This window comes from Microvirga sp. BF8 (genome assembly GCF_059888585.1).
The window spans coordinates 2,405,085-2,428,834 of record NZ_CM187619.1; the positions used below are offsets into that span (position 1 = coordinate 2,405,085).

The 23,750-nt window shown below is 65.6% G+C and carries 27 protein-coding genes; 6 read left to right on the forward strand and 21 right to left on the reverse strand.

Annotation, left to right across the window (positions count from 1 at the left end; genetic code table 11):
* The first annotated feature begins 182 nt into the window (after positions 1–182).
* A complete protein-coding gene (locus AC522E_RS11410) occupies positions 183–344 on the forward strand; it encodes a hypothetical protein (protein ID WP_500746384.1) in 162 nt (53 codons plus the stop codon).
* A 22-nt stretch (positions 345–366) separates the two neighbouring features.
* Here AC522E_RS11410 and AC522E_RS11415 read toward each other — a convergent pair whose 3' ends face one another.
* The gene (locus AC522E_RS11415; RefSeq protein WP_500746385.1) at positions 367–885 is read right to left on the reverse strand and encodes an Lrp/AsnC family transcriptional regulator; all 519 of its coding nucleotides are present in this window, start codon (positions 883–885) and stop codon (positions 367–369) included.
* A gap of 125 nt (positions 886–1,010) precedes the next feature.
* On the opposite strand from AC522E_RS11415, the gene AC522E_RS11420 reads away from it, so the two are divergent.
* Positions 1,011–1,955, forward strand: coding sequence for a DMT family transporter (locus AC522E_RS11420; RefSeq protein ID WP_500746386.1), 945 nt, complete (start codon positions 1,011–1,013; stop codon positions 1,953–1,955).
* 83 nt (positions 1,956–2,038) lie between these two features.
* The gene (locus tag AC522E_RS11425; protein WP_500746387.1) at positions 2,039–2,449 is read left to right on the forward strand and encodes a four-helix bundle copper-binding protein; all 411 of its coding nucleotides are present in this window, start codon (positions 2,039–2,041) and stop codon (positions 2,447–2,449) included.
* A 79-nt stretch (positions 2,450–2,528) separates the two neighbouring features.
* Here the strand turns inward: AC522E_RS11425 and AC522E_RS11430 are convergent, their stop codons facing one another.
* Together AC522E_RS11430 and AC522E_RS11435 are read right to left on the reverse strand one after the other, a co-directional pair.
* Entirely contained in the window at positions 2,529–3,086 is a 558-nt protein-coding gene (locus AC522E_RS11430; protein ID WP_500746388.1) for a DUF6790 family protein, read from the reverse strand.
* A gap of 106 nt (positions 3,087–3,192) precedes the next feature.
* On the reverse strand, positions 3,193–3,948 hold the full coding sequence (locus AC522E_RS11435; protein ID WP_500746389.1) for a hypothetical protein: 756 nt from the start codon (positions 3,946–3,948) through the stop codon (positions 3,193–3,195).
* 393 nt (positions 3,949–4,341) lie between these two features.
* Between AC522E_RS11435 and AC522E_RS11440 the strand changes: the two genes are divergently transcribed.
* Entirely contained in the window at positions 4,342–4,497 is a 156-nt protein-coding gene (locus tag AC522E_RS11440) for a DUF1127 domain-containing protein (RefSeq protein ID WP_500746390.1), read from the forward strand.
* 71 nt (positions 4,498–4,568) lie between these two features.
* On the opposite strand, the gene AC522E_RS11445 is transcribed toward AC522E_RS11440, so the two are convergent.
* The gene (locus AC522E_RS11445) at positions 4,569–5,306 is read right to left on the reverse strand and encodes a glucose 1-dehydrogenase (protein ID WP_500746391.1); all 738 of its coding nucleotides are present in this window, start codon (positions 5,304–5,306) and stop codon (positions 4,569–4,571) included.
* A 109-nt stretch (positions 5,307–5,415) separates the two neighbouring features.
* Between AC522E_RS11445 and trmFO the strand changes: the two genes are divergently transcribed.
* Positions 5,416–6,834 (forward strand): methylenetetrahydrofolate--tRNA-(uracil(54)-C(5))-methyltransferase (FADH(2)-oxidizing) TrmFO, encoded by a 1,419-nt coding sequence (trmFO, locus tag AC522E_RS11450; protein ID WP_500750658.1) that lies wholly within the window; start codon positions 5,416–5,418, stop codon positions 6,832–6,834.
* Between the two features lie 208 nt (positions 6,835–7,042).
* Here the strand turns inward: trmFO and AC522E_RS11455 are convergent, their stop codons facing one another.
* The 5 genes from AC522E_RS11455 to yajC are packed head-to-tail and all read right to left on the reverse strand — an operon-like array spanning position 7,043 to position 11,165.
* Positions 7,043–7,891 carry a phytoene/squalene synthase family protein gene (locus AC522E_RS11455; protein ID WP_500746392.1) on the reverse strand — a complete coding sequence of 283 codons (849 nt, stop codon included), beginning with the start codon at positions 7,889–7,891 and terminating at the stop codon, positions 7,043–7,045.
* A 1-nt stretch (position 7,892) separates the two neighbouring features.
* Complete coding sequence (locus AC522E_RS11460; RefSeq protein ID WP_500746393.1) at positions 7,893–8,279, reverse strand: Mth938-like domain-containing protein; 387 nt, start codon at positions 8,277–8,279, stop codon at positions 7,893–7,895.
* A 5-nt stretch (positions 8,280–8,284) separates the two neighbouring features.
* Entirely contained in the window at positions 8,285–9,223 is a 939-nt protein-coding gene (gene secF / locus AC522E_RS11465) for a protein translocase subunit SecF (RefSeq protein WP_500746394.1), read from the reverse strand.
* A 12-nt stretch (positions 9,224–9,235) separates the two neighbouring features.
* Positions 9,236–10,843 (reverse strand): protein translocase subunit SecD, encoded by a 1,608-nt coding sequence (gene secD / locus AC522E_RS11470; RefSeq protein ID WP_500746395.1) that lies wholly within the window; start codon positions 10,841–10,843, stop codon positions 9,236–9,238.
* A 34-nt stretch (positions 10,844–10,877) separates the two neighbouring features.
* Entirely contained in the window at positions 10,878–11,165 is a 288-nt protein-coding gene (gene yajC / locus AC522E_RS11475; RefSeq protein WP_500746396.1) for a preprotein translocase subunit YajC, read from the reverse strand.
* A 237-nt stretch (positions 11,166–11,402) separates the two neighbouring features.
* On the opposite strand from yajC, the gene AC522E_RS11480 reads away from it, so the two are divergent.
* Positions 11,403–12,308 carry an ATP-binding protein gene (locus tag AC522E_RS11480; RefSeq protein ID WP_500746397.1) on the forward strand — a complete coding sequence of 302 codons (906 nt, stop codon included), beginning with the start codon at positions 11,403–11,405 and terminating at the stop codon, positions 12,306–12,308.
* Positions 12,309–12,512: 204 nt separating this feature from the next.
* Here the strand turns inward: AC522E_RS11480 and AC522E_RS11485 are convergent, their stop codons facing one another.
* The 12 genes from AC522E_RS11485 to AC522E_RS11540 form a co-directional block, all read right to left on the reverse strand.
* Complete coding sequence (locus AC522E_RS11485; protein ID WP_500746398.1) at positions 12,513–13,721, reverse strand: peptidoglycan DD-metalloendopeptidase family protein; 1,209 nt, start codon at positions 13,719–13,721, stop codon at positions 12,513–12,515.
* A 166-nt stretch (positions 13,722–13,887) separates the two neighbouring features.
* A complete protein-coding gene (locus AC522E_RS11490) occupies positions 13,888–14,595 on the reverse strand; it encodes a protein-L-isoaspartate O-methyltransferase family protein (protein ID WP_500746399.1) in 708 nt (235 codons plus the stop codon).
* A 16-nt stretch (positions 14,596–14,611) separates the two neighbouring features.
* On the reverse strand, positions 14,612–15,373 hold the full coding sequence (surE, locus tag AC522E_RS11495; RefSeq protein WP_500746400.1) for a 5'/3'-nucleotidase SurE: 762 nt from the start codon (positions 15,371–15,373) through the stop codon (positions 14,612–14,614).
* A gap of 1 nt (position 15,374) precedes the next feature.
* Positions 15,375–16,739 (reverse strand): serine--tRNA ligase, encoded by a 1,365-nt coding sequence (serS, locus tag AC522E_RS11500; RefSeq protein WP_500746401.1) that lies wholly within the window; start codon positions 16,737–16,739, stop codon positions 15,375–15,377.
* A 98-nt stretch (positions 16,740–16,837) separates the two neighbouring features.
* Complete coding sequence (gene tatC / locus AC522E_RS11505; RefSeq protein ID WP_500746403.1) at positions 16,838–17,638, reverse strand: twin-arginine translocase subunit TatC; 801 nt, start codon at positions 17,636–17,638, stop codon at positions 16,838–16,840.
* On the reverse strand, positions 17,635–18,177 hold the full coding sequence (gene tatB, locus AC522E_RS11510) for a Sec-independent protein translocase protein TatB (RefSeq protein ID WP_500746404.1): 543 nt from the start codon (positions 18,175–18,177) through the stop codon (positions 17,635–17,637). The genes tatC and tatB overlap by 4 nt, the downstream gene beginning before the upstream one ends.
* A 76-nt stretch (positions 18,178–18,253) precedes the next feature.
* Positions 18,254–18,493 (reverse strand): twin-arginine translocase TatA/TatE family subunit, encoded by a 240-nt coding sequence (locus AC522E_RS11515; RefSeq protein WP_500746405.1) that lies wholly within the window; start codon positions 18,491–18,493, stop codon positions 18,254–18,256.
* 57 nt (positions 18,494–18,550) lie between these two features.
* On the reverse strand, positions 18,551–19,672 hold the full coding sequence (locus AC522E_RS11520; RefSeq protein WP_500746406.1) for an ABC transporter ATP-binding protein: 1,122 nt from the start codon (positions 19,670–19,672) through the stop codon (positions 18,551–18,553).
* Positions 19,669–20,388 carry an SMC-Scp complex subunit ScpB gene (gene scpB / locus AC522E_RS11525; protein ID WP_500746407.1) on the reverse strand — a complete coding sequence of 240 codons (720 nt, stop codon included), beginning with the start codon at positions 20,386–20,388 and terminating at the stop codon, positions 19,669–19,671. Before scpB ends, AC522E_RS11520 begins: the two co-directional genes overlap by 4 nt.
* A 1-nt stretch (position 20,389) precedes the next feature.
* Positions 20,390–21,190, reverse strand: a complete 801-nt coding sequence (locus AC522E_RS11530) for a segregation and condensation protein A (protein ID WP_500746408.1) — start codon at positions 21,188–21,190, stop codon at positions 20,390–20,392.
* A 38-nt stretch (positions 21,191–21,228) separates the two neighbouring features.
* On the reverse strand, positions 21,229–22,248 hold the full coding sequence (nagZ, locus tag AC522E_RS11535; protein WP_500746409.1) for a beta-N-acetylhexosaminidase: 1,020 nt from the start codon (positions 22,246–22,248) through the stop codon (positions 21,229–21,231).
* A 77-nt stretch (positions 22,249–22,325) separates the two neighbouring features.
* Positions 22,326–23,687 carry an SPOR domain-containing protein gene (locus tag AC522E_RS11540; protein ID WP_500746410.1) on the reverse strand — a complete coding sequence of 454 codons (1,362 nt, stop codon included), beginning with the start codon at positions 23,685–23,687 and terminating at the stop codon, positions 22,326–22,328.
* Between the last annotated feature and the right edge of the window lie 63 nt (positions 23,688–23,750).

Sequence of the window (23,750 nt, forward strand, 5' to 3'; positions counted from 1 at the left end):
TGGGCCGGTCCATCCGTCCACGCCTGGAATGCGGCGCCAACGACGCGGGGAGCCGGGCAGCCATGCCCCGGACTCATGGCCGGAACAGTGCTCCGCATGTGCGCCCTGACACACCGGACCGGATTGCAAAGAGGTACTGACCATATCGGTATGCGAAAGTGGCATTGTAGTGGAGCTGCCCTATGAAACCGCATATGGCCTGGGCCGGCATATACGATGGCCGCAGTCATACGATACGGGATGTCAAGCTTGCCATTCGTGTCGTCCGCACGGCCGATCCCAACAGCGCCCTTGCGAGACTTGCGGAGATCAAGCTCTACGTCTTCGAGGCGAGCCTCTTATAATCATGGTCCTCGAGCCTGTGGTTCAGTCGCAATCCGGCGCAGCCTCTCGGGCACCGGGTTCGCGCTTGAGGTGGGCGAGGGAGAGCGGCATGTCGGATTTGGCGCGCGTCAGAACGAAATTGGACCGGATATCGCCGATCATCGGGAGGGTCAGGAGGGTCTCCGTCAGAAGCCGCTCATAGGCCTTCAGGTTTGGCACCACGATCTCAACGAGGAAATCGGCTGTTCCGGACACCATGTGACAGGAGACGACCTCCGGCATTGCGGAAAGCGCGTCCTGCAGGGCCCTGGCGTTGTCGCGGGAGTGCTTCTCGACCTTGATCTCCACGAACACCGTCAGGCCCAGCCCTACCGATTCCCGATCGAGCACCGCCCGGTAGGCCCTGATGAAACCGTCGCGCTCCAGGCGGCGCACCCGCCGCAAGCATGGGGATGGCGAAAGCCCGACCCGGTCCGCGAGTTCGTTGTTGCTCAAACGGCCATCGCCCTGCAGGGCGGCGAGAATCCTCAAATCGATCGCGTCGAGATTGATATAGGGCATTTCTGCGCCTTTCCGGTCCGTTTGCGCAATCTTCTGCCAGAAAGAGAGCATGAAGTGGCGGAACTTCGCAAGGACATGCCCCCGCCTCTCGAGTCATGCTAAGGGTCTCGATTGAGGGAATCGTCATGTCCGACACTCTCCGCGCCACCCCGCCCGCCCCTTCCCTTCTCACCGGCCGCCCGCTCGTGCTCGGATGGTGCGCGGGCCTGATCACCGTCATCATCTGGGCCTTCTGGATGGTCGGGACGCGCCATGCGGTCACCCATTCCCTGCCCCCCGCCGCGGTCGGAATCGTGCGCTTCGCGGTCCCCGCCCTCCTTCTCGCCCCCGTCACGTGGCGGATCGGGCTCTGGCCCAGGGGATTGCCACTGAAAACCGCGCTTGGACTACTGTGCTCCGGCGCCCCGTTCTTCCTCATCGTTGCCACGGGAATGCAATTCTCCCCCGCGGCGGATATCGGGCCCCTGCTTCCTGGAACGATGCCGCTCTTCGTGGCGCTGATCGGCTGGCTCGTTTTCGGCGAGACCCTGGGCCGCATGCGCGTCGTCGGCTTCGTCATGATCCTCGCCGCGGTCCTGTCCATCGCAGGCGGTAGCCTCGTCAGTGGCGCCTCCGGCGCATGGCGCGGACACATGCTGCTGCTCGGGGGGGCATGCCTCTGGGGCATCTACACTCATGCCTATCGGCGCAGCGGCCTCTCCGCCCTTCAGGCCGCCGGGCTCATCGGCCTCTGGTCGGTTCTGCTCCTCCTGCCACTGGGAGCGCCGGCTCTCGTCCGTGCCGCCATGGACGGCCTGACGGGCGCTATTCTCGTCCAGGCCCTGCTGCAGGGCTTTCTATCGGGTGTCGTAGGCATCGTGCTTTATGGCTACGCCATCGATCGGCTCGGCCCATCGCGGGCGGCGGCGCTCTCGCCGCTTGGCCCGGTGCTCGCGGCTATCCTCGCCATTCCTCTGCTGGACGAAATTCCGAGTCTTGGCGCAACCATCGGCATCGCCTTCGCAACCTTGGGCGTCCTGCTGGCAAGCGGCGTGATAAGCCCCAAAATGCCTACCCCGAGTTCGGAGTGATCCGGAACCATGCGGAGGCTCCCGCTTTGGCTCACGGGCGACGTCGCCCTCCATCACCCCGCTCAAGCCGCAGGAGAGCCGCTATGCACGCACAGGAGATGATCCGCTCCCATCCCCAGGTCCAGGGCAGCACCAACGACGCGCTGATCCGCTGCATCGAGGAATGCTACGATTGTGCGCAGATCTGCACGTCCTGTGCGGATGCTTGCCTCGGGGAGGATATGGTCCAGCAATTGAGGCAATGCATCCGCCTCAACCTGGACTGCGCCGATATCTGTATGGCGACGGGCGCCGTAGCCACGCGGCGGACCGGCTCCAATGAGGAGGTCTTGCACAGAATGCTCGACGCTTGCGCCACCGCCTGCGGTCTTTGCGCCGAGGAATGCGCGCGCCATGCCAAGCAGCATGAGCATTGCCGGGTCTGTGCCGAGGCCTGCCGTCGCTGCGAATCCGCGTGCCGGACCGCCATGGGCAGCATCGTTCCACGCCACTAGCACCGGAAACCGCGGGCCGGAGTTGTCCGGCCTGCGCATCCGGCCCAATGATTCCCCGAGACGTGAGACAGCAACCGCCTCAGCGCGCGTCGCGAAGGGTCGGCCTGTGCTTTTCGTTCATCCAGAGCAGCACGAAGCCGAAGAGCGGAAGCAGGATGTCGGTATAGAAGATGACGCCGGCATTGCCGGGAGAATAGTTATCGGCCTCCACCATTTGAATCGCATGCCCCACGGCGGCCCCCCACAGGAAGCAGGCCGGAGCGAGAATGGCGGCGAGCCGCAGGCTGGCATTGCCCCGGAACGCCAGAAATCCGACGAGCGAGAACCCGAGGCTGGCGAAGCCGACCTCCTTCTGGAACGGACTTGTCTGCCAGCCGATGAAGGCCGCCGCCATCTCGGAGAAGAAGACGTGCATGATGAAATTGTAGAAGAAGCTGACGCCGAATGAAAAGAACAGGAACCACGACAGGAGCGCCTCTGTCACCTTGGAAGGGTCCCATGGACGCGGGTGCCGCAGGAGCGAGGCCAACGCAGCGACCAAGCCGACGACGAAGAGCGTCAGCGTGAAGTTGCTCAAGAGAAAGACGATGACCTGCTGCATAATGCCCCCGATGCGCTCTGCTGTTTTGTTGCGCACTCTGGCGGTTCGTCCGCACGGCGGCAAGGCGCATAAGGGTCACTGGCTGTTGAACCAAGTAAAAGGGGCCGGAAGCCGGCCCCTTTTCCTGACGCTGAACCGATGGCTACTGACCCATGCTTCCGCCGGACGAGGAACTGTCCGGCGCACGCAGGTGCAGGTTCGTCGATCCGCTGGAATTGGTCCGAACCCCATTCTCGGTGCCGATCCGGCTGCGGGTCGTGACCGAGCCGGTCGTCTCCGGGGCGGTCGAACGGCGCGTCGTCGAGACATTCACGTCACGCCGGCGTTGCTCGATCGATACGCCGATTCCAGGCGTCTCCTCCCGAACGTGCCGGACCGTCCGCCGGGTTACGGACACGCTCGGCTCGTCGACCTCGTAACGATGGACCGTACGACGGCCGACCTCCACCGGCTCGTGCACCACGTAGTGGCGACGCTTCTTCACGACGACCTTGGTGGGTTTCTTCTTCTTCGACTTCACCACCACCTTCGTGGCAGCGGGCTTCTTCTTGACGACCGTACGGTGTACCACCGTGTCCGGCTCGTCATAGGTCGTCACGGTATGGCGACGCCTGACGGTGACGCTGGGCTCCTCGACCGCACGGATGGTCCGGGTGCGGTGGACGGTGACTCCCGAATGGTCGTGGGTTTCCACACCAGCGCGGATGCCGCCGTCGACCCGGGTCCGGACGCGGGTCTCAATTCCGCTGGACCGTGCTGCGTCTCCCGCCGGGCGGCGGATTGCCGAGCTCGATTCCGTTCGCTGCGCCGGTGCAGTCGTATCCGGCATGCCTGGCGTCTGAGCCCAGGCAGCGGTGCTAAGCAGAGCAAGCCCCAGGCCAAAAGCGATCCCTTTCATTGCGAAATCTCCTCCAGAGCAATGATGTGGGGAGAAAACGCCAACTGCGAGCACTGGTTCCCGAGGAACAACTATTGATCACATGCTATACTTGCTAATTATTCATGAATATTCGTTCATATTCATGCCGATATTGCGGTAAACATTCTGCTGCCACTATAGCTTGGCAGTTCTGCCTTTTAAGACTTCATTTTCCAGATAATTTGCTGGCGCCGCCTTAAATGCACGAGAGGCATGTCTCTTAACAGATCCTTACCGTGCCATGCTACTAAAGCATAACAGCCCTACAATATCACCACTCCTCTTCGGCACCGCACGCCCTTATATGCTGCATTGCACACGCAAGAACAAAGGCCGCCGGTCGCCGGGGCCGGCTAACTCAGGAGTTTCAAAATGTTCGTGTCCTACATCCTCTCTAAAGTCCGTGCTTACCTGCGTTACCGCGAGACCGTCCGTGAGCTTTCGCAGCTCTCCGATCGTGAGCTCGACGACCTGGGCATCTCCCGCTTCCAGATCGACAACATCGCTCGCCAGCACGCTGCTGCGTAAGTGATTGCTGCAGTGCAGCATGAGACCCACGCCCGCCTTCCGGCGGGCGTTTGCTTTTTCAGGCCAGCATCTCAGCGTCCCCCGGAAACCGGGATATTCGCTCCGGTGATGTAGGACGCCGCGTCCGACGCCAGAAACAGAATCGCCTCCGCGATCTCTTCCGGCTCGCCGATCCGGTTCAGAGGGATCTTCGAGCGAAACCGCTCAACGCGACCCGCATCGCCGGTACTTTTCTCGTGGATTTCCGTCCGCGTGATACCCGGCGATACCGCGTTGACCCGCACGCCATCGCCCGCGAGTTCCTGCGATAATCCGATCGTCATCGCATCGACCGCGGCCTTGGATGCCGCGTACCAGACATATTCCCCGGCGCTGCCGAGGCGGGAGGCCACCGAGGAGACGTTCACGATGGACCCGCCCTTGCCGCCGTTGCGGATCGAGAGCCGCCGCGCCGCTTCACGGGCGACCCAGAGGGCGCCCAGGACGTTGAGCTCGATGCAGGCACGGATCGTCTCGTCGGATGCTTGATCGAGACGGCTCGAACGCCCCGTGATGCCGGCATTGTTCACCACATGGGAGAGCGGGCCGAGGGCCGATTGCGCCTCGTCGAAGACGCGTACCACATCGGCGGCGTCAGCCATGTCGCCCTGGCAGGATAGGGCCGCTGCTCCGGCGTCGCGGCAGGCCTTCACCACCCGCTCGGCCGCATCCGCGTCCGACCTGTAATTGACCGCCACATCGTAGCCGCGCCTTGCAGCCAGATGCGCCACCGCGGCGCCTATGCCGCGGCTTCCTCCTGTTATAAGCATGACGGGTCGCGTTGGGGCCATGGGTCCTGCACCTGAGCTTGAATTGGAATGGCTCAGCTTGACCCGCGCCTTCTTGCGGGTCAACCAATCCCCGTTCGAGAGGAAGATGATGAGCAAGCTTCAACCGATTCATGTCGTCGGCGGCGGCCTCGCCGGTTCGGAGGCGTCCTGGCAGATCGCGCAGGCGGGCGTTCCCGTCGTGCTCCACGAAATGCGTCCGGTTCGCGGCACCGATGCCCACAAGACCGAGGGACTGGCGGAACTCGTCTGCTCCAATTCGTTCCGTTCCGACGATGCCGAGACCAATGCGGTCGGCCTGCTGCATCAGGAGATGCGCGCACTCGGCTCGCTCATCATGGAGAAGGGCGATGCCCACCAGGTGCCAGCCGGGGGCGCCCTGGCCGTGGATCGGGACGGGTTCTCCGATGCCGTGACGGCGACGCTTCAGGCCCATCCCCTGGTGACGATCGAGCGCGGGGAAATCGCCGGGCTTCCGCCCGAGGAATGGTCTTCCGTGATCATTGCCACGGGCCCCCTCACCTCGCCGGATCTGGCGGCGGCCATCCTTTCCCTCACGGGCGAGAAGGAACTTGCTTTCTTCGACGCCATCGCGCCGATCGTCTATCGCGAGTCGATCAACATGGACGTCGCCTGGTTCCAGTCGCGCTACGACAAGGCGGGTCCCGGCGGGACCGGGGCCGACTACATCAACTGCCCCCTCGACAAGGAGCAGTACGAGGCCTTCATCGACGCGCTGATTGCCGGCGACAAGACGAGCTTCAAGGAGTGGGAGGCGAACACTCCCTATTTCGACGGCTGCCTGCCCATCGAGGTCATGGCCGAGCGGGGCCGCGAGACGCTGCGCCACGGGCCGATGAAGCCGGTCGGCCTCACCGACCCGCACAACCCGGACCGCAAGCCCCATGCCGTGGTGCAGTTGCGTCAGGACAATGCGCTCGGCACCCTGTTCAACATGGTCGGTTTCCAGACCAAGCTGAAGTACGGCGAGCAGGCCCAGGTCTTCCGCATGATCCCGGGCCTGGAGAACGCCGAGTTCGCTCGTCTCGGGGGCATCCACCGCAACACGTATCTCAACTCGCCGAAACTCCTCGACCCGACCCTGCGGCTCCAGGCGATGCCGCGGCTGCGCTTCGCGGGCCAGATCACCGGCTGCGAAGGCTATGTGGAGAGCGCCGCCGTCGGCCTGATGGCCGGCCGCTTCGCGGCCGCGGAGCGTCTCGGACGGGCACTGCCGCCGCTCCCACCCACGACCGCCCTCGGCGCCCTGATCAACCACATTACCGGCGGGCATATCGAGACCATCGACGAGGGGCCGCGCTCCTTCCAGCCGATGAACGTCAATTTCGGCCTGTTTCCACCCATCGAATTCTCGGCGAAGGACGAGAACGGCAAACGCCTGCGTGGACCGGCGAAGGCGGTTGCCCGAAAGCGCGCCCTTACGGACCGGGCGCGGGCCGATCTCGCAGGTTGGAAGGCGGGGCAGGATCTGCCGGCGGCCGCGGAGTAAGCGGCGTTCTGTTCCGTAGGATGAACAGCGGATTGTCATTCCGGGACAGGGCGCAGCGCCGAGCCCGGACCCCAGAAAAACGACGGTGCGCGATCAGGCGCAATGGGCAACCGGGCCCTTCATTCTGAACCGTGAGCGGCAATGGATTTCGCTTTGCGTGGCCCTTCAGGTCGGGCCTTGCTTCGCGGCTCCGGAATGACGCCTGGGATCAGAACCCGCCCCGCCACAGGGCCCAGATCTTCCGCCAGCGGGGCACATCCACCTCCGAGTGGAAGGGATCGTAGTCGCGCCGTTCCATTTCCTTGAGATATGGCTCGACGAGTGCGAGAGGCCGGAAGGCCGGCTGCGCATTCGCCGGAATCGTGGCGCGCAAAGTCCGGGCCTGATCGAGATGCCGGCGTGCGACGGCACGCAGGTCGGCGAGTGCGGACTTGAGACCCGGCCCTCCCCGGCCCGTGACGATATCGTCACGCACGACGCCATGGCGGGAGAGGATATCGGCCGGAACGAAGACCTGGCCCTGCCGCGCGTGCCAGGGGAACGCCCGCAGCAGGCCCGTCACCGCATAGGCGACTCCCGCATGGCCCGCCGCATCCGCATGACCCGGATCGGAGCCGCCCATCAGGATGATGCTGGCGAGGCGGATGAGGCTGGATGAGGTTTCCCCGCAATAGCCCTCGAGGTCGTTCAATGACGGCATCGGATCGTCGTAGAGGTCGAAGATCCGCGCATCGATCAGGCTCACGAGAGCGGAGCGCGGCAGGCGGAACTTGACAATGGTGTCGTCGAGCGCCGCGGCGACCGGATTGGCACGCACGTCCCCCCGCGACTCGCCCTGAAGCGCGTCGCGCCACCATTGCAGGCGGATCTCCCCCAGCATGGCCTCGCGCACGGAATCGCGCACGCGGGCGATCTCGTGGTTGAAGGCATGAAGGGCGTGAAGGTGCGGGCGCTTGTCGGAGGGGGAAAACTGGCTCGCCCAGAAGCGATCGGGGTCGCCCTCTCGGACAAGGGCCTCGCAGTGGGAGTAGGCGAAGGTCAGGTCCTCGGATGCCATGTCACGGCACAGCGATCAGCGCCGCCGCAACCTTGCGGTTTTCGGCGAGGAGAATGTTGTAGGTTCGCGCAGCGGCACCGCTCTGCATCACGTCAAGTCCGATTCGCTCGTCGCGAAAGCGGAGACGCAGGCGCTCCGGAATTGCCGCCACGTCCAGCCCGGTGCCCAGCAACAGCAGGTCCGTCTCGTCCGCCTCGGCGAAAACCGGCGCCAGCGCTTCCTCCGTGATGTCAGCGACCGAAGCGACCGGCCAGGCGCGAATACCCGACGGCAGGATGAGGATTGAGCCGCGATGGGACATGTCCGCGAAGCGGAAGCCGCCATTGCCGTAGGCGTCGATGGGATGACGCCCCGGCACGAAGCCGTCATGGATGCGGCCGTCGCTCATGCTGCTCACTCCGCCGGAGCGACCTTGCCTTCCGGGGCTTTCACCGCTTCGGTGCTGCGAAGGCCGATATAGATCAGCATCGGGGATGAAATGAAGATCGCGGAATAGGTACAGACCACGACGCCGTAGAGCATGACCTGGGCAAAGCCCTCGATGGCACGGCCGCCGAAGATGACGAGCGCGACCAGGGACAGCGCCGTGGTTGTCGCTGTCATCACCGTGCGCGACATGGTCGTATTGATCGACAGATTCAGCAGCTCGGTCACCGGCATCGCCTTGTAGCGGCGCATCAGTTCACGTGTGCGGTCGAACACGACCACCGTCTCGTTCAGCGAATAGCCGACAATGGTCAGAATGGCGGCGATCGAGGTCATGTTGAACTCGTGCCGGGTGATGACGAAAAACCCGACGGTCAGCACGATGTCATGCAGGGTGCCGACGATCGCGCCGATGGCCAGTTCGCGCTCGAAGCGGAACCAGAGATAGAACAACACCGCGATGACCGAGAGGATGATGCCGATCGTTCCCGACTGCACCAGTTCGCCGGAGACGCGCGGCCCCACGGTTTCGACGCGACGGAACTCGTAATCGGCACTGAAGGTATCGCGGGCCTTCTGGACGACCGCGCTCTGTGCCGCCTCGCCGCCTTCCTGGATCGGAAAGCGCAACGAGACGCCGCCTGCCGTGCCGAACTCCTGAACCTCGACGTCGCCGAACCCGAAGCCCTGCGCGGACTGGCGGATCGTGGCCACATCGGCATGCCCGGATTTCGCCTGCAACTCCATGAGCGTTCCGCCCTTGAAGTCGATGCCGAAATTCAGGCCCATGGTCAGCAGCAGGACCACCGTCAGAAGCGACAGGGTCGCTGACAGCGGGAATGAGTAGCGCCGCAGGCGCATGAAGTTGAAATGGGCGCTTTCGGGCCAGATTCGAATAAGGCGCACGATACGAATTCCTTAGAAAGGAAGGGTTTTCGGACGCATCCTGTGATACCAGAGCGCAATCATCATGCGCGTCAGGGTTACGGCGGTGATGACCGTCGTCAGGATGCCGAGAATGAAGACCACCGCGAATCCGCGCACCGGTCCCGATCCGAGGAAGAACAGGATGACGGCGGCGATCGCCATGGTGCTGTTCGAGTCCACGATGGTTGCGAAGGCGCGCTCGAAACCGGCCTGGATCGCAGAGGGGATCGAGCGTCCCGCATGCGCCTCCTCGCGGATGCGTTCGTAGATCAGCACGTTCGAGTCCACGGCGGTGCCGATGGTGAGCACGATGCCGGCGATGCCGGGAAGCGTCAGCGTCGCCTCGAGCACCGACATGAGGCCGAAGATGAGGCCGACATGGACCAGAAGCGCGATGTTCGCAAAGAAGCCGAACACGCCGTAGGTGGCGAACATGAAGATCATGACCAGGATCGCCGCCACATAGGTGGCCTTCTTGCCCGCCTCGATCGAGTCCTGACCGAGGCCGGGACCCACGGTGCGTTCCTCGACGATGGTCAGCTTGGCCGGCAGGGCGCCGGCGCGCAGGAGAACGGCAAGATCCTGCGCCTGCTGCACCGTGAAGCGACCGGAAATCTGGCCCGACCCGCCGGTGATCGCCGTCTGGATGGTCGGCGCGGAAATGACCTCGTTGTCGAGGACGATGGCAAGCGCCCGGCCGACGTTCTCCGATGTCGCCTGCCCGAAGCGCTGCGCGCCGCGGATGTTGAAGCGGAAATTGACGATGGGTTCGTTGGTGCGGCTATCGAAGGCAGGCTGGGCGTCGACGAGATCGCCGCCCTCGACGATCACCCGGCGTTCGACGGGCACCTTCTGGCCGCCGGCGTCGCGCATGGGAAGCATGTCGACATCGGTGGCCCCCTGCTGCCCCAGCATCCGGAACTCGAGCTTGGCGGTGCGGCCCAGAAGCTCCTTGAGCCGCTGCGGGTCCTGGAGGCCGGGAACCTGGACGAGGACCCGGTCCGTCCCCTGCCGCTGAATGCTCGGCTCCGTCGTGCCGCCGAAATCGATGCGCTTGCGAATGACCTCGATGGATTGATCGACGGCCCGCCGCACCTTGTCGTTGATGCCCGCATCCGTATAGGTCAGCGTGATCAGGCCATCGGGTGTCGTGGCGATGTCGAGGTCCCGGTTGCCGCCCTGCCCCAGCACGGCGTTACCGATGGGCTGGGAGAGCTCGCGCAGGCGCGGCAGGATCTTGTCCCGTTCGGCTGCATCCGGCACGCGGATCTGCACGCCACGCTGGTTGAGCTGGATGCCGCCCTGCGGATTGACGCGCGCTTCGCGGAGCACGCGGCGGACATCGTCGCGGAGCTGGACGCTCTGGGTGCGCAGGAGATCCGGAACGTCCACTTCGAGGAGGACGTGGGAACCGCCCTGAAGGTCGAGGCCGAGTACGACGGCGCGGGACGGGATCAGCCACGACGGCACCCATCCCGGCAGGGAGCGCTGGAGCGCTTCGCGCTGCTCGCGGCCCATCAAGCTCGGAACGGCGAGAAGAAGGCCGATCAGGATGATTGCCACGGTGGCGATGATCTTCGACTTCGAGAAGCGCAACATCGTCAACTCAACCCTTTTTAGGAGAAGGCCTCGATCAGGCCTTGACCGGCTCGCCCTTGGTCCGGACTTCGGAGATATTGGCGCGCGCGATCTTCACCTTCACGCCGTCAGCGATCTCGACCTCGATGTCGGTCGTGTCCTCGAGAACCTTCGTCACCTTGCCGATGATGCCGCCGGAGGTCACCACCGTATCGCCACGGCGCACGTTCTTGATCATCTCCTGATGCTGACGCACCCGCCGCTGCTGCGGACGAATGATCAGGAACCACATAATGACGAAAATGAGGATGAAGGGGACGAGATTCGTGATCAGCGAAGTCATGTCTCCCCCAGAGGGGGCCCCTTGCGCGAAGGCGGGCGTAATGAACAAGCGGCTCTCCATGGAGTATGGCGCGTGGCGGACCGTATTGTCCTACCCGCGCCGGACAGGGTTGGAACGGGGCGGACTATACCCATCGACTTCACGAAATCAATGAAGTTGCGGGGATTTCCCGGGTACACCTCCATGGACGATCCCCGGCTTCCGCGATAAGCAGGCCTTTTATCTGCCGGAAGCTCCATGTCCAAGCCTCTTTCCGACAACCCGTCCTCGGTTTCGCCTGCCACGCCTCCCGAAGCGATGGACCTGCTGCGCCGCATCGCCGATGCCCTCGATCGGCTGTCGCCCGCCGCCCGCGTTCACGCAGATTTTACGGCGGCGGACGCCTTCGTCTGGCAGGCGGCAACCCGGCGGCTCGCTCCGGTCCCGAAGGTCAACCGGGTCGAGATGAGCCTTCTTCGCGGCATCGACCGGGTCAGGGACATGCTGGCCGAGAACACCCGACGCTTTGCCCTTGGGCTTCCCGCCAACAACGCCCTGCTCTGGGGTGCCCGCGGCATGGGCAAATCCTCTCTGGTGAAGGCTGTCCATGCAGAGACCAATCACACCAGGGCGGCCGGTTCGCGCCCCTTGAAGCTCATCGAGATCCACCGCGAGGACATCGAGACCCTGCCGGACCTGATGGCGCTGCTCCGGGCAGATCCGCACCGCTTCGTGATCTTCTGTGACGACCTTTCCTTCGATTCCGACGACACGTCCTACAAGTCGCTCAAGGCGGTCCTGGAGGGCGGGATCGAGGGCAGGCCCGACAACGTGATCTTCTACGCGACCTCCAACCGGCGCCACCTCCTGCCGCGGGACATGATGGACAACGAGCGCTCCACCGCCATCAACCCGGGCGAAGCTATCGAGGAGAAAGTGTCCCTCTCCGACCGGTTCGGTCTCTGGCTCGGCTTCCACAAATGCAGCCAGGACGAGTATCTCGACATGGTCTTCGGCTATGTCGATCACCTCGGCCTCTCCGGCGACCGGGATGCGATCCGCGCCGAGGCCCTCGAATGGGCCACTACCCGCGGCGCCCGCTCCGGCCGCACGGCCTGGCAATACATTCAGGACCTGGCGGGACGGCTGGGGAAGGCGATCTAGACCGCAGCCCGTCCGTTCGGGACCCGCCGCTGTCCTTCCGGGGCGCCGCGGGCGATCCCGGACCGACGGCGGAGGAGGTCCGAAATCACGGGCGTTGCGAACGCCGTTCGTCCACAAAAGACAAAGGGACGGTGGCTGAGCTCCACCGTCCCCTCTTGGGATCAGCCTCGGGGTCCCGAAAGCCGATCGAAACTCGTGGAAGCGTCAGCCGCCGAGATGCTTGAGCGGGTCGACCGGCGTCGCACCCTTGCGGATCTCGAAATGAAGCTGGGGCGAGGTCACGTTGCCGGTCTGGCCGGAGGTGGCGATCACCTGTCCGCGCTTGACCTGCTCACCGCGCTTCACACTGAGCGAGCCATTGTGGGCGTAGGCGGACACGAAACCGTTTTCATGACGGATGAGGACAAGGTTGCCGTAGCCCTTCACCTCGCTGCCGGCATAGGTGACGGTTCCGGCTTCGGCGGCTTTGACAGGGGTTCCTTCCGGAACCGCGATGTTGATGCCCTCGTTGCCGCCATTGGCGCCGAAACCGGCGATGACTCGGCCACGGGCGGGCCAGCGGAAGTCGCCGGACGGGTCGGCGACGCTGGCGGTCTGCTCGGGCTCCTTGACCGGCTCCTTCTTGGCGACGGGTTGCGGCACAGGGGCTGCCACAACCGGCGCGGCTGGCTGCGGGGCGGCCACCGGCTTCAGCGGCTGAGGCTCGGCGACTGCCGCGACCTTCTGAGGCTCCACGGGCCTTGGGGCGGAGACGAGCGGCTCCGAACCAGCGGTCGCGACCTTGACCGGAGCGACGGGCTCGGCTTTCGCAACGGCCATGCCGGGACGGACGCGCTTGGGCGCTTCGACCGGCTCGGTAGGCGTGGCTGCGGCCTTCTTGTTCTCCACGAGACGGAACTTCGGCGGAGGCGCGGACGGAGCGGCCATGGGGGCCGAATGGGCAGGGGCGGCCGAGGCGACCTGCGTTCCGGACGATGCGCCATAGACCGGGATCACGAGGCGCTGGCCGGGCTTCACCTGGCTCGGGCTCGACAGGCCGCTCGCCGCGAGGATCGCGTTCGCCGGCACGCCGTAGCGCTGGGAAATCGTGTTGAGATTGTCGTTGCCGCCGACCGTGATGGCTGTTCCGCCGGCCGCCGACCAGCCGCCAGCTCCGCCCGGCGTGATGCGCGTCGGCGCCGAAGCGACCTGGGACGGGGACAGGGGCTGGGAGTGGACCGGAGGCAGCGCCTGCGACTGAACCGAGGGCGTCGGCACCGCAGATGCCATCTGCTGCGGCTGGGCCGGGGCGGCCGCTGCGGTTGCATTGCCTTCGAACCGCTCGCTCGTCGCGAAGGGATTCGAGAACGGGTTGTCCGCGAACCGCACCGTGTCCGAACTACAGGCCGCCGCTGCACTGCCGATCACGCTCACAAGAGCGATCCGCGAAATCGCGACCCAATGCCCAGAACTCCTACGCTGCCGCATAACTCAACCCCAACCGACGCAACTCGATGGGGCATTAAAACCCTATTGAGGTTAAGCAACCGTTTCCGGTCCGAATTTTGTCGTAACCGTAAGCAAAAAATTTCTGCCGGCGTCAGAGCGTTTCTGCGACGCCCCGCACCAGGGGCGAGAGGCGCAGCGTCGCCCCGAGTTCCTGCTGCAGCTCGCCCTCCTCGTTCCGCTCGACGGAGACGAGCCGCGGCAGACCATCGATCGCGAGCGCGCCGACGAGTCGTCCACCGGGAGCGAGAAGCCCCGTGACGGCCTCGGGAATCTGCGGGACCGCGCCGTTCAGGAGGATGCGGTCGAAGCGCTCGCGCGGACGAAGGCCGAGCCCGTCTCCGACCTCCATCCGGACCTTGCCGGCTTCAACGATCTTCAAGTGCTGGCGGGCGCTCTCGGCGAGCGTGTTGAAGCGCTCGATGGTGGAGACTTCGGCACCGAGGCGCGCGAGAAGCGCCGTCACATAGCCCGTGCCCGTTCCGACTTCGAAGACGCGCTGTCCGGGTCCGACGCGCAAGGCCAGCAGCATGGCCGCGACCGTGCGCGGTCCGGTCATGGTCTGTCCGCACGGAAGCGGCAAGGCGACATCGGTGCGGGCGAGATCCGTGAAACGGCGCGGCGCGAAGACCTCTCGCGGCACCAGTTCCATGGCGCGCAAAAGCGCCGTGTCGCGGATGCCCCGGGCCCGGAGCGACAGGATGAACGAGGCGACACCGACCGCCTGCTCCTCGGCGGCACGTTCCGCCTCCCCGCCCAAGGGCAGGTCGAACTGAGCTTGTCGGGGAGGAGTGTCTTTCATCGCGTCGCAGACATCCTCACTCGAAGGCCTGGGCGTAGCGTGTCAGGCTCGGCTCGTCCGTCATGTCGAGGCGCAGCGGCGTGACGGCGATGCGGCGGTTCGCGATGGCCCAGAGATCCGTGCCGTTGCCGGGCGTGAACGGCTTCCGCTCGAAAGCGATCCAGTAATAGGGATTGCCGCGCCCGTCCTCGCGCTCGTCGAGGCGCAGGAGTTCCTGCGTCCGCTGGCCCTGGTTGCAGATCGCCGCGCCCTCGACCTCCTCCGGCTCGCAGCTCGGAAAGTTGACGTTGATGAGGATGCCCCTGTCGATCCCGACATCGAGGATCTTGCGGACGACCTTCGGTCCGTGATGCTCTGCGCAATGCCACTTGAGGTCGTGGCGGCGGCCTGCGCCATACGCCTGGGAGAGCGCAATCGAGGGGACGCCCAGAATTGTCCCCTCGATCGCCCCCGCGACGGTGCCGGAATAGGACACGTCCTCGGCGACGTTCTGGCCGCGATTGACGCCCGAGAGCACCAGATCCGGCCTCCGCTCCCGCATCAGGTGGCGGATGCCCATGATCACGCAATCGGTCGGCGTGCCCTTGACCGCGTACTGGCGGTCGCCGACCTCGCGCAGACGCAGCGGATCGTTCAGGGACAGGGAATGGGCGACGCCGCTCTGGTCGGTTTCCGGCGCGACGATCCACACATCGTCCGACAGGGCCCGGGCGATCGTCTCCAGGACCCTGAGGCCCGGCGCGTGGATGCCATCGTCGTTGGTGCAGAGGATACGCATGTCAGCCCTGTTTCTCGAGACGGGAGAGTCCACCCAGATAGGGCTGCAGCGCCGACGGAATTGTGACGCTGCCGTCCTCGTTCTGGTAGTTCTCCAGCACGGCGACGAGCGTGCGCCCGACGGCGAGGCCCGAGCCGTTGAGGGTATGCACGAAACGCGGTCCCTTCCCGTCCGCCGGGCGGTATCGTGCATTCATCCGCCGCGCCTGGAAATCCGTGCACACCGAGCAGGACGAGATCTCGCGATACATTCCCTGCCCCGGCAGCCAGACCTCGATGTCGTAGGTCTTGGCCGAGGCAAAGCCCATGTCGCCGGTGCACAGGGTCATGGTGCGGAACGGCAGATCGAGTTTCTTCAGGACATTCTCGGCGCTGGTGAGCATGCGCTCATGCTCATCGGCCGAGGTCTCCGGAGCGGTGATCGAGACGAGCTCGCATTTCACGAACTGGTGCTGGCGGATCATGCCGCGCGTATCGCGACCGGCGGAACCGGCCTCGGCACGGAAGCTGGGCGTCAGCGCCGTGAAGCGCAGGGGAAGCTCCTCCTCCGCGAGGATCTGCTCGCGCACCAGATTGGTAAGCGACACCTCGGCGGTCGGAATGAGGCCGTAGCGCGCGTCCTTGATGGCCTTCCGAAGCGCGTCGTGTGTCGTCGATCCTTCCAGCGCCGACGACACAAGCTCCTCGAGGGACGAGCCGGGAAGGGCCCAGAACTGGTCCTCCTCGAATTTCGGCAGTTGCGCGGTGCCGAACATGGTCTCGTCGCGGACGAGCAGCGGCGGGTTGATCTCGGTATAGCCATGCTCGGTGGTATGAAGGTCGACCATGAACTGGCCGAGGGCCCGCTCCAGCCGGGCAAGGCCGCCTTTGAGCACCACGAAACGCGAGCCCGAAAGTTTGGCAGCCGCCTCGAAATCCATGAGGCCGAGGGCCTCGCCGATCTCGAAATGCTGCTTCGCGGCGGCCAGGTTCCTGGGATTGCCGAAACGGTGGCGCTCCACGTTGCCGGTCTCGTCCGCTCCGACCGGGACCTCGTCCTTCGGAATATTGGGAATGGCGGACAGGGCATCGAACAGGGCCTTCTCGGCCTCGCGCTGCTCGTGTTCGAGCGTGGGAATGCTCTCCTTCAGCCGCGCGACCTCGGCCATCAGCTCCTGGGCGCGGGCCTCGTCCTTCTTGGCCTTGGCCTGGCCGATCTCCTTCGAGAACCCATTGCGGCTCTCCATGGCGGCCTGGAGCGCGGAGACGGTGCTCTTGCGACGGTCGTCGAGGGCGATGAGGGACGCGGACAAGGGCTCCATGCCCCGGTTCAGGAGGCCTTTGTCGAATGCCGCGGGATTGTCGCGGATGGAGCGAATGTCATGCATGGGACCGACCGTGATGCGAGACGCGGCCCCGTCCTTGCAACACGGCCGCCCCCTTCAGGATGCCAAGGTTGGCGGCCGACGGTGAAGGACTTCTCTTCCTATCCGGCTGCCGCGCGCGCGGCCTCGGCTTCCGCACGCTTCCTCTCCACCATACGGACGGAGAGAATGGACGCCTCGTAAAGAAGCAAGGTGGGGACCGCAAGGGCGAACTGGCTGATCACGTCCGGCGGGGTCAGAACGGCGGCGAGAATGAACACCACGACGACCGCATAGCGGCGCTTGCTCTTGAGAAACGCCGAATCGATGATCCCGGCCCGGGCCAGCAGGGTCAGGACGACAGGAAGCTGGAAGCAGATCCCGAAGGCGAAGATCAGCGTCATGATGAGCGAGAGGTATTCGCTCACCTTGGGCAGGAACTCGATGCCTGGGGACGAGTCGGTGGCGAGCTGCTGCATGCCTACGGAGAAGCGCATGAGCAGCGGCATCGCAATGAAGTAGACCACCGCGGCGCCGATGGTGAAGAGAACCGGAGTCGCGAACAGGTAGGGCACGAAGGCCCGGCGCTCGTTCTTGTAGAGTCCCGGCGCGACGAACTTGTAGATCTGCATGGCGATGATCGGGAAGGCGAGAAAGCCCGCCCCGAAGGCCGCGACCTGGATCTGGGTGAAGAGGTATTCGAGGCCGTGGGTATAGACGAGATGCGCCTTCTCGGGCGATCCGACGGCGACGACATAGGGCCAGACCAGGGCATTGTAGATGTACTTCGCCCCGGCAAAACAGACGAAGAACATCAGGACGAAGGCTACGAGCGCCTTGATGAGGCGGGAGCGCAACTCGGTCAGATGCTCGATCAGAGGCGCGCGCGACGCCTCGACCTCATCCTCGGGGACATTCGTCATTCGGATTTCGCGTCAGGTTTGTCTGTCGCTGGCGCGGCCGGAAGGGCCGCAGGCGGCGCGGACGCTACCTTGACCTCGGCTTCATGCTTCAGGACGGTGGCAATGGATTCCGCTGGATCGACGATCGGCGGAACGGAGGAAATCGGCAGCGCGACCAGCGGGTCGACGGGAGCCGGGGGATTGGCCTCGCCCCGCGCCTGGGCGGTCGCCGCGGACACAGCCTCGGTCGGGCTTTTCTCCGAGACGACCGGCGTCTCGATGGCGCCTTTCAACTCGTCCCGGATGGTTTGCATCGGATTGAAACCTGTATTCATGGACGAGACGGTATCGTTCAAGCCCTGGAGTTGGCGCTTGGCGTCGTCCAGCTCCGCTTCGCGCATGGCCTCCTGGAACTGGCCCTGGAACTCCGCCGCCATCCGGCGAAGCCTGCCCGTAACCTGTCCAACCGTCCGCAACGCCTTGGGCAGGTCCTTCGGACCGATGACGATCAGCGCCACGGCGCCGATGACCATCACCTCACCCCAGCTCATGTCAAACATGGCGGTCCCAACCCTGCCTAGAACGCTACTCTGACTTCAAAACCGTAAAGCTTCGAGGGTGACCCCCGGACGGCAATCAGCCAACCTTGTTGGGTGTGGTCGCCGTCGTCGTCGTGGTCGCCTGATGATCGATGGTCCGGACGGGCTCGTTCGGCTCCACGGGCTTTGCGGCGGTATCGTCCTCCGCCATTCCCTTCTTGAAGGCTTTGATGCCCTTCGCCACGTCGCCCATCATGTCGGAAATCTTGCCGCGCCCGAACAACAGGACAACGATCAGACCCACAACGATCCAATGCCAGATACTCGCGCCACCCATGGCAATCCTCCTGCGCCTCCCAAGGGCGCGGTCACTCAACTGAAACGTGCCGCCAACCTAGGGATCTGAGGCGGCGAAAACAAGGACATCCTTCGGATCGATCTCGATTCCCACATCCTGTCCTTCCCTAGCGGAGATCGGATCGTGAATGCGAGCCTGAAACGGCCGGTCGACGCCCTGGACGTCGATGTGGACCATCTCGACCTCGCCAAGGAATCGGCGCGACACCACCCGGCCCGGCAGGCAGCAGCCGGAGGGCCGGAGGCGCAATCCCTGGGGCCGCACACAGACGACGGCGGGGCCGTCGGGAAGATGCTGCGCCGGAAAGATTCCGACCGGACAGGATGCCTGTCCTCCTCTTACCACGCCGCGGACCTCGTTGAAATCGCAGAAGAAGCGTGCGGCAAAAAGGCTGACGGGGTGCTTGTAGATCTCTTCCGAGGTCCCCTCCTGGATCACCGTGCCCGCCTGCATCAGGACGATCCGGTCGGCGATGCGCATGGCCTCCTCCGGATCGTGGGTCACGACGATGGTGGTCGCCCCCGTCTCCCGGAGAATCGCAACCGTCTCGTCCCGTATCGCATCGCGCATGCGGCGGTCCAGGTTGGAGAAGGGCTCGTCCATGAGAAGAACCCCGGGGCGCGGAGCGATGGACCGGGCCAGGGCCACCCGCTGCTGCTCGCCGCCGGAAAGCGTGTGCGGAAACTCGTCCGCGTAGTGGTCGAGCCCGACCCTCGAAAGCGCCCGGCGCGCCGCGACGCCAGCTTCCGAAGCGGACAGATCCTTCAGGCCGAACATGACGTTCTGAAGTACAGTCATGTGCGGGAAGAGGGCATAATCCTGGAACATCAGGCCGATCCCGCGCCGCTCCGGCTCCACATAGGCGCCGGGACCGCTGACCTCGAGGCCGTCCATGAGCACACGCCCGACCGTCGGCGTCTCGACACCGGCAGCGATGCGCAGGAGGGTCGTCTTGCCGCATCCGGAATGGCCGAGAAGGCAGACGAGCTCGCCCGGCTCGACAACGAGCGAGACCCCGTCGAGGACGCGCATGTTGCCATAGGTCTGCCCGACTTTGTCGAACGTCAGCTGGGCTGGGATGGAGGCGCCCGCCGTTCCCCGCTGTCCCCACAGGGGAAGCCGGAAACGATCCCGGACGTGCGACCGCTTGTCCGTCATTCCGCGCCGGTCCCGCCCTCGTCGATGTCGAGCGGCTGGAAGAGGTCATCATGGTCGAGGGGGTCCTCGTCCTCGCGCAGGGCCTGATCGTCAGAGGGCACGGGCACAGCGAGATCCGGCGGCACCCTGCCCTCCAGAAAGCCTGCGCCCTTGAGCTCCTCGAGGCCCGGCAGGTCCTCGATGGCATCGAGGCCGAAATGCTCGAGAAAATGCGGCGTGGTGCCATAGGTCACCGGCCTCCCCGGCGCCTTGCGGCGGCCGCGCAGGCGGATCCAGCCGGTTTCAAGCAAGGTGTCGAGCGTGCCCTTGGACGTGGCGACGCCGCGGATTTCCTCGATCTCCGCGCGGGTCACAGGCTGGTGATAGGCGACGATCGCCAGGGTCTCCATCGCCGCGCGGGACAGCTTGCGCTGCTCGACCACGTCGCGCGCCAGGACGAATGAGAGATCGCTCGCGGTGCGGAAGGCGAAGCCGCCGGCCACGCGGACGAGATTGACGCCGCGACCGGCATAAAGGCCCATCAGGTCCTCGAGAATGGCGCCGACATCCGCCCCTTCCGGGAGGCGGCCAGTCAGATCGTCGGCGCTCAGGGGTGTCGCGGAGGCGAAGAGGAGCGCCTCGGCGATCCGCGTCGCCTCGTAGTGATCGGGCACCTGCGGAACGTCGGCCTCCGCGCCCACGGAGGTCTCGTCGACAGTATCTTCGGTGGCTTCCATGTCAGGCTCCTGCCTCCGCCGGATCCGCGACCGGCTTGACCCAGACGGGCGCGAACGCCTCGTCCTGCCGGATCGTGAGCTTGCCCTCGCGCACCATTTCGAGGGTCGCGGACAATGCCGAGGCCATCACGGTCGGGCGCATGGACGGCTCGACCATGTATTGCATCAGATAGGTATCGAGGGTCGTCCAGTCGCTCAGATGACCCACGAGCCGCTCCAGGGCCTCGCGGGCGTCGAGCAGGGACCAGACATTGCGCTTGTGCAGGGAGACCCGGGTATTGAGCTGGATCTGGCGCTGCCGCGCATAGGCCTTGAGCAGGTCGTAGAGGCTCGCCTCGTAACGTGCGTCGCGCCGGATCACGACCGGCTCCGGCGCGCCGCGGGCGAACACGTCGCGACCGAGCCAGTCGCGCTCGCCCAGCCTCTTGGCCGCCTCGCGGATCGCCTCCAGGCGGCGCAGGCGCAGCGCCAGGGCCGTGGCGAGATCCTCGGCGCTCGGCTCTTCGCCCTTGGGAGGCTCGGGAAGCAGCAGGCGGGACTTGAGATAGGCGAGCCAGGCCGCCATGACCAGGTAATCCGCCGCAAGTTCCAGCCGCGTGCGGCGCGCCTCCTCGATGAAGGCGATGTATTGCTCGGCCAGCGCCAGGATCGAAATCTTGTGAAGGTCGACCTTCTGCCGGCGGGCCAGCTCGAGCAGGAGGTCGAGGGGTCCTTCGAAACCGTCCACGTCGACGTGCAGGGCGGGCTCGCTCTCGGCCCGCTCCACGGAAGCGACGTCTTCGAAGTATAAGGCTTCAGACATCAAGAGAACTCAACTCGCCGATTCGCAGCATCGGTCGCTTAGGCGACCATCGCAAGGGCGGCGTCAAGCCTTGCGCGGGCATCCACAGGATCGAAAGGCTCCGCCTCGTGGCGGATGCGCTGAAGGGCCGCGTCCGCCCGGCGCCGGGCGTCGCCTTCGAGCAGGGGCGCGCCTTCGGCGACAGCACTCATTTCCTCCATCCTGCCGTTGCAGTGCAGAGCCATGTCGCATCCGGCAGCGAAAGCGGCCTCCGTCCTCTCCCGATAGGACCCGGTGAGGGCCTGCATCGACAGGTCGTCGGTCATCACGAGGCCGTCATAGCCGAGATGGCCGCGGATCACCTCCGACATGATGGTGGGTGACGTCGTGGCGGGGTTTTCGGGGTCGAGGGCGGCATAGACCACATGGGCGGTCATGGCGAGCGGCATGTCGGAGAGCATGCGGAAGGGCGCGAAATCGTGCCGCTCCAGTTCGGCACGGGATGTTTCCACCACCGGCAGGGCCAGGTGGCTGTCGCTGCCGGCCCGGCCATGGCCCGGCATATGCTTGATCACGGGCAGGACGCTGCCGGCCAGAAGCCCTTCCGCCGCCGCGCGGCCGAGAACGGCCACCTGCTCGGGGGATCGGCCATAGGCGCGGTCGCCGATGACGTCATGAGCTCCCGGCGTCGGCACGTCCAGCACGGGAAGGCAATCGACCGTGATCCCCACCGCGCGGAGATCGTGTGCGATCAGCCGTGCGCCGAGGCGGGTGATCTCGCGCCGGACCAGGGGATCGTTGGCATGGACCTGGCCGTAGGCCCGGCCGGCCGGATATCTCGGCCAGTGCGGCGGCCCCAGCCGCTGCACCCGTCCGCCCTCCTGGTCGACCAGGATCGGCGCGTCTGCCCGTCCGACCGTGTCCCTGAGCGCGTCGCAAAGGGCCCTCACCTGCTCCGGGCTCTCGACATTGCGCTTGAACAGGATGAAGCCCCAGGGTGCGGCCGCCCTGAAAAAGGCGGCCTCGTCGGGGGTCAGGGTTGCACCGGAACAGCCGGCGATAAGGGCGCGGGTCATCATCCCCGCGCCTTAAGTCCCCTGCAGGGCAGGGTCAAGAACATCCGCCCGGATCGCCCGGCCGCATGCGAAAGGGCCTGTTAGTTCTTCGCCACGAAGCACTGGCCGCCCTGGCCCTGAAGCTTCGAGCACAGGGTCGAGGCATCGTCCCGCGACATGGGTCCGACCCGTACGCGGAAGATGGTGTTGCCGTTGACCTCCGCCTTGCGGATCAGGGCAGGCTGGCCGTCGAGATCCGGAAATTTCTTCTGGAACCCGGCCAGCGCCTTCTGCGCACCGGCCTCGGACGTGGCGAGGCCGAGCTGGACGGCGAATCCGCCGACCGAGGCCGTCTCGGCCGGGGTTGCCGCGGCGGGGGCGACAGGGGTCGGCTGGGCCGAGGCGACACGCTGGGGCTTCTGTTGCGAGGCAGCCTCGCTCGGCGTCTCGGCCACGGGAGCCGGCTTGGGAGGCGTCGCGGTCGAAGGCGTTGAAGCGGCGGGCTTCGGCTGGGCCATGGGCGCGGGCTGCGGCTGTGCCGCGGCGGGCATGGTCATGGCCGGCGGGGCGGCGGCGACCGTGGTCGGCTTGGCGGCGTCTTCCGGCTGCGCCACGGTTCCGTCCGGACGGATCGTCACGGTACGGACCTTGCGGGGCTCGCCGAGATTGAGGCCGTTCGCAGGCGGAGCGCCCGCCGTCGCGCCGGTTGCCTCCGCGTTCATGCGCACAGCCTGCTTGACGTCGACCGGCTGCTCGGCCCGGTTCACGACCTTCGTCTCGGCATTCTGGTTGGAACGCTCGTAGATCTGCTTGTTCTGATTGGGAATTTCCACGCCGCCGGGGTTCTGCGGCTGGACCTTGATCGGCTCGTTGGTCGCCTTGATCAGCGGCGGCTCGCCGGTGATCGCCGAGGACGAGCCACCCATGAAGAGCGCAGCGCCCCCGCCGAGGACGGCGGCACCCAGAACGGCGCCGATGGCGATGAGGCCCTTGCGCGAGCGCGGCCGCTCGGGCGCTCCGTAGTCGTCCATATGGCTTTCATAGCCCATGGCCTGCGGGTCGTTCTGCCCGTCATAGTAGTCCTGGCCGTAGACGTTGTCGTCATAGCCCGGAGTCTGCGTCTGGTAGCCATAGGGCTGCTCGGACGGCTGGGAGACGGGCTGCCCGTAATGGCGCGGATCGTAGGACGCCGCGTGCGGGGCGGCTGCGACCGGCTGCGGGGCGCGCGCGCCGCCGGGATGGGCCGCGAAGAAGTCGTCGGCCGGCGCGGGCGAGGCCGCGCGAGGCCGCTGCGGCGCCTCGTTCGCCAGAATAGACTGGAAGGGATCGTCCTGCCCGACGATGCGCGCCAGCTCCGCAAGCGGATCACTGCGTCCGCCGGAGGCGGGCTGGGGGGCGACGCTCTGCGCCTGGGCGATCTGCCGCTCGATCTCGTTCAGATCGACGGCAAAACGGGGCTTCATTGATTCGCTCATTGCGCCGGACCTCCGGGTAACGCGATGCGGACGCCCATCGCCCGCATCGGC